General features: G+C 52.2%; 2 protein-coding genes. Both read right to left on the bottom strand.

What is annotated here, in order from left to right:
• Positions 1 to 1336: hypothetical protein (locus HRF49_12425; GenBank protein ID MEP0815450.1), on the bottom strand; the 1336-nt coding region annotated here is incomplete at its 3' end.
• A gap of 486 nt (positions 1337 to 1822) precedes the next feature.
• A partial coding sequence (locus tag HRF49_12420; protein MEP0815449.1) for a hypothetical protein occupies positions 1823 to 4329 on the bottom strand: 2507 nt, incomplete at its 5' end.

Below are 4329 nucleotides of genomic sequence, written 5' to 3'. Positions count from 1 at the left end.
CGTTCAAATCCAGCCAGTCGCCGGTGGAGTGCACAAGCGTCCATCCGTCGTCGTATATCCGCTCCGAGGTCGCGATGAACCCGTCCCGGTCGCGGTCGCGGGCGAGGCCGATCTCGCCGTCGCCGTTCACGTCCAGAGGAACCGCCAGCGGGTCGATCCCGACGCGCCGCCCGATGTTGGCGCGCAGCATGTTCTCGTCGCCCTCGTTCACGACCCCGTCGCCGTTGAAATCGCCGTACAGCGGATTGCCAACGTCCACGTCGCAGATTATGTCTCCGTAGCCGAGATCTCCATCCATAAATCTTTGAAGGTAGGGCCGCGGATGCCGGTTTTCAAGAAAGCTTATTTGCCCTATGTTAATTCCCGACGCTTTGCCGTCATGCCAATTTGACTTAATTATGCTGCTACTTCCAAATGAGTTGGATATAAAGGGAAATATTGGAGCCCACCTTTGCTGTGACCATGTTCCGTTATCGATCGTATACTTTATCGATGGGATGCTTATGGCTGGCCAGTCCGAAACAATGTCCCCTTTCGAATAATGTGGTAGGAAAACCCTGGGAACCACAAGACCATTTCCTGCCTCACCCGCATTCCAGCATCGGTCTTGGTCGGGATTCGCCCAAAAATCATTCGGCACATAGCTCCCCCCACCAGCTTGGTTTTCCATGTAATAAAACTCAGCGGCATCGGAAATGTCCTGCCTCAATTTCAGAAAATATATTTCTCTTTCGTTTTCCATTAAATCCTGGGGTTTTGAAATTAAATTCGGGCTGTTATGTTTTATGTTAATGAAGCATGTCCATCCCGCATATACTTTATGCACTCCAAGCGGAGCGTAGTGTCCGCCCGATCCCATTAAATCTACGCCGAGTACCGATGAGGGGCCTTCTGCAACAGAATTGTTATAGGTATCCGGCCAATTAAGCAAATGGCCGATTTCATGGCTAACAATTGAGCCGTAATATGCAGCAAGACTTACTTTCTTGTCGGAATATTTGCTTAGCTGATTATTCGCCAGCGCAAGCCTTACCATTCCGCACACCATATCTCTTTTGTCTCCGCGGAATTTAGCGGACCACTGAAGAATATCGGCGCTTCCCCAGCCGACCGTGTCCTCGTCCCCGCCGAACAATATCAGGGGTTTGGCGATCGGGTCCGCAAGGTAATTGTTTTCGGTGATCATTTTATCTTCGAATTCGGGAATACGCTGTACAGGTTCGTAAGGTGGACCGGTGAAATCATGCCGATCATAGTAGACCGCATTTCTGTACAAAGAAAATCTTGGTTCAAATTTGCCGTACGACTGCTCGACGTAGTAATCGTGAACATTCATTTGAGGAATATCAGTGGGCCCGTTCAGGCGTTGGTCGTCAAGATTAAAATCCGGATTCTGAAGTCCCCAAGGGACTCCCGGCGAGACTATGTAAAATACATTGAATTCCAAAGACCTTTGAAAATAATACAGCGGCATATTTCTGTAATTATTGTCCCGCCTACGCCTTAGGGCTTCCGCAATGCGATCTACTATGGGGTTGCTGCCAATTTCAGGTTCAATCCAAATTCCATCCGGTAAGTCAAATACTATCGGCGATATGCCATCTCCCATGGAATTTGCTTCCCGTATTATTAGCTTCGGGCCATCGCTGATCTCATTGAATGGAAATGACTGATTTCCCTCGGATTCAGTAATTTGTAACGGAAAAGCCGCGGGCGGGGGCATTTCGCCCCCGCCCTTGGCAATCAGTTTGTCATCGGCTGCGCAGCCCGGCGCAATAATCAACGCGCATGCGCACAGCCAAAATGGCAAGCGCATGTCCGGCTACCCCACCGTAAAGTCGAGAATCGCGTCGTCTATCCAGCCGAATTCCTGGGTATGAGCGGAATCGTCGATAGTATAGAACTGATGGTTCACGTCATCGACCAGATAAACCGATACCGTTCCAGAGCTGTTGGCCACCGTCGGAATCGAAATCGTGCCGACAACGCCGGAACTTCCAGCTGCAACTCCCGGATAAATTGGCGGTGTAATGAAATTCAAACCAATGGGAAGGTACCGGTTGTAGTCGTCAATGTACGTCGGAATGAGCGGACATGGCAACAACGTTTTCCCATTGTCGAAAATCGGTTTGCAGAATCCGCTCTGATCAACGGTCAGCGTCCAAAAAGGGGAATTCCAGTCGACGATTCCGGTTGCGCTTTGCTCGATCTGAATCCGCGTTTCGTTCAAATGGTAGAAAGGATATGCGTTTTCCTCGATGCTGAAGCGTACCGTAATCGGATCCCCCGCATCTACGGATTCCTCTCCCGTGTTCACGGGGCCAAGCAAGATGTGGTCTCTCCATGTCACGCCTACATAGCCCTGAGCGACATTGGTAAGTCCTCCGCTGTCGGTCACGCGCAGCTTGGGATAGTAATCTCCGACATCCTCGTATTGGTGGTAAGCGATGGGATTGGCTCCGGAGTCGTAATCGTAAGAGCTATCCCCATCCCAGTCCCACTCATATTTGGTTATCGTCCCGTCGGGATCGTAGCTATTGGTTCCGTAAAAAACCACGTCGAGGGGAACGTATCCCGTGGACGGGTCAGGTTCGATTACTGCCACAGGCGCAAGGTTCACCGCGACAACATGGTGGGAGTATCCGTACAGCCCGTCGTTGTCCTTTACCCTTAGCCATACATCGTACTGACCACCTACGACGAATGTGTGGTCTATCTCGTCGTAAGGCTGGGAATTATCCACGGTGTAGCTGAACCCGTCGATTACGCCATTCCAATCCCAGGCATATTCCACTATCGAGCCGCTTCCTTGATCGTAACTGCCGCCCGCGTCGAAGGACACTTCTAGCGGCGGATTGCCGGATTCCGGGTCGAATGTGAATGATGCTATCGGAGCACCACCAACGGCGATCTGGATAGTGGCAAGTTCATCGCACTGCTTGTCCTCGTCGTCTGTAACACGTAACGCTGCCGAATACGAACCCGGTGAGGTATACTGATGCGAAACGGTGGGATCGTCGTCTGAGTCGTACCATGACCAGCCATTTGCAGCTCCATCCCAATCCCACTCGTAATTGACAACGCTGCCATCTTCATCGGTGCTGCCGGAGCCGTCGAAATACACCGTAACAGGATAAGTCTCGGATTCGGTCGGGCTTGCATCAATGTCAGCAACCGGTGCTTTGTTGTCGGGCAAAAACGTCATTTGAAGCCGGTTCGATGCAATGCCCAGTTCGTCGGAATCGAACGGCGGTTCTTCGGACTGGTCTGTGTCGTTGAATGGCTGAACCGAAAGCCAATAAGTACCCTCGGGAACCCTGTCAAGCTCCAACGGATCGAGATAGGTACGATTCAGGCTGAAGCAGTATCCAACCGCGCCGTAGTGGCTCCAGAAATTGCCCTGGGTATCTCCGAACAAGGAATCTGGATCCTCCGGAATCGGCCCGGGGTAGTTATCGAAGTCCGACGCACGGTCGTCCTCGCCTGGCCCTTCCACCTTATACTCGTAAAGCGGACTTCCTCCGGACTGATTTTCGTAGAGATGAATCCAGTAGCCGTCGACATCCTGAAGGTAAGTGTCGTCCATCACGTCGACATCGTTCTCGTCAAGGTGTCCGCTATTGTCCCAGTCCAATGGATCAAGCGTTGTGTTCAGGTTTTCGTTTACGGTTTTGCCATAATCCAGAGCAAGGCGGGTGATATCCGAGATCTCGACAATGCTGTTCAGATCCGCGTCACCGCGATTAACTTCTCCCCACACAATCAAACGGTCGTTGTCGTCGCCTTCGTAGAATTGGGTTCCGTACTCGTGCAAATCGAAAACCTTGTCGTTGTCCGTAAGGGGCGCATCGCTTGCTCCCTTGGGCGGTTCCCAGGGGCTTTGCTCGATTTCAATGCTGCAAATCTGCCCCTGGTCTTTGGGTTCCTTTTCATCGAAATTGGAAAGTCCGATCCAAAACGCGAACTTGCCTTTCTCCTTGTAAATCGGAGCGACCAGCAAATCCTCGTCTTTTTCCTCCCCGAACATCTCACCTTTCTCGAATCCGACGGGGCTGTACTTGTCGGGGTCGTAATAAACGTACCCCAACACATACTTCCACTCGCCGTCCTCGTTCGTGGAAATGTCAAGGACTAAATTTCCGTCCTTGCCCTCGTGCAGCGCCAGCTTGTAGGCGTCCCCACCCTTCTCGTCATCAGAGCCGTCCCCGTCCAGCGGCTCGAAGACGAACTCGTCACCTTCCGGCCCCGTAATGCTTGCCGTCGAGCGAAAAAGCTCCTGCTCCCCGCCCGGCTCGCCCGCGCCCGCGAGGACTTTCTTGCCTTTTCCGC

The organism is bacterium, assembly GCA_039961635.1.
Lineage (GTDB): Bacteria > 4484-113 > 4484-113 > JAGGVC01 > JAGGVC01 > JABRWB01.
The sequence above is the reverse complement of the archived record's forward strand: the minus strand, read 5'-3'. Positions and strand labels throughout refer to the sequence as shown.